The sequence below is a fragment of the Rhodococcus sp. FH8 genome, assembly GCF_019266085.1.
In the GTDB taxonomy this organism is placed as follows: Bacteria; Actinomycetota; Actinomycetes; order Mycobacteriales; family Mycobacteriaceae; genus Rhodococcus_F; species Rhodococcus_F qingshengii.
Genome location: NZ_LPNQ01000008.1, coordinates 1 through 1,297 on the forward strand (window position 1 = coordinate 1; position 1,297 = coordinate 1,297).

1 protein-coding gene and 1 pseudogene are annotated in these 1,297 nt (G+C 62.7%); both read left to right on the forward strand.

Translation table 11 applies throughout. The annotated features are described in order from the left end of the window. A partial coding sequence (locus tag ATN38_RS00055) for an AAA family ATPase (RefSeq protein WP_218747374.1) occupies positions 1 to 1,162 on the forward strand: 1,162 nt, incomplete at its 5' end. Between the two features lie 16 nt (positions 1,163 to 1,178). Next, positions 1,179 to 1,297: pseudogene (locus ATN38_RS33050) on the forward strand (thiol reductase thioredoxin); the annotation flags it as partial.

A 1,297-nucleotide genomic window follows, 5' to 3' on the forward strand; every position in this document is an offset into this window, starting at 1 on the left:
CGAGGCCGAGGCCGCCGAACGCAACTACGACCTCAATCGGGCAGCCGAGTTGCGATACGGCGAGATCACCGAGCTCGAACGCCGGCTCGAGGCGGCGGAGGAGCAACTGGCCACCAGACAAGGCCGAAATCCGTTGCTGCGTGAAGTGGTCACCGAAGACGAGATCGCAGAGATCGTGGCCGCATGGACGGGTATCCCGGTCGCCCGGCTGCAAGAAGGTGAGCGGGAGAAGTTGTTGAAGCTCGACGAGATCCTGCACGAGCGGGTCGTCGGTCAGGACGAGGCGGTGCAACTGGTCGCGGACGCTGTGATCCGGGCGAGGTCCGGTATCCGTGATCCTCGTCGACCGATCGGTTCGTTCATTTTCCTGGGCCCGACGGGCGTCGGAAAGACCGAGCTTGCAAAGACATTGGCCAGCGCCCTATTCGACAGTGAAGACAACATGGTGCGCCTCGATATGAGCGAGTACCAGGAACGGCACACGGTGAGTCGGCTCATCGGTGCACCTCCCGGATACGTCGGGTACGACGAAGGTGGCCAGCTCACCGAGGCGGTGCGGCGTAAGCCGTACTCCGTGGTGCTCTTCGACGAGATCGAGAAGGCCCACGCCGACGTCTTCAATACCCTGCTGCAGGTGCTCGACGACGGCCGGATCACCGATTCTCAAGGGAGGCAAGTCGATTTCCGGAACACGGTGATCATCATGACCTCCAACATCGGATCCCAGCATCTCCTCGACGGGGTCACAGCCGACGGCGAAATCAAGCCGGACGCCAGGGAACGGGTGATGGCAGAACTGCGCGGGCATTTCCGCCCCGAATTCCTCAACCGGGTCGACGACATCGTGCTGTTCTCCCCACTCACCCTGCCCCAGATCGAGTACATAGTGGAACTGCAACTCACCGACCTTCGAAACAGGTTGTCGGAGAGACAGATACACCTGGAAATCACGCCGGAGGCACGCCGACTGATCGCCGAACACGGGTTCGACCCTGTCTACGGTGCGCGGCCGCTGCGCCGATACATCGCACACGAGGTCGAAACCAAGATCGGCCGTGCACTGTTGCGCGGCGAGATCAAACCGGACGGCACCATCAGCGTCACGGTGGACGGCGGCGAGCTTGCCGTCGCGTATGCCGAACCCGCCTTCGCGGCGGCCTGAGAAGAGGTAACTGGTCATGGGATCCGAAAAGGTGAAGTGCCCGAACTGCGGCAAGACCAACAACATCCCGGCAGCAGGGGAAGGAAAACCTCGCTGCGGCAACTGCCACGAGCCGCTGCCCTGGATCGCCGCGGC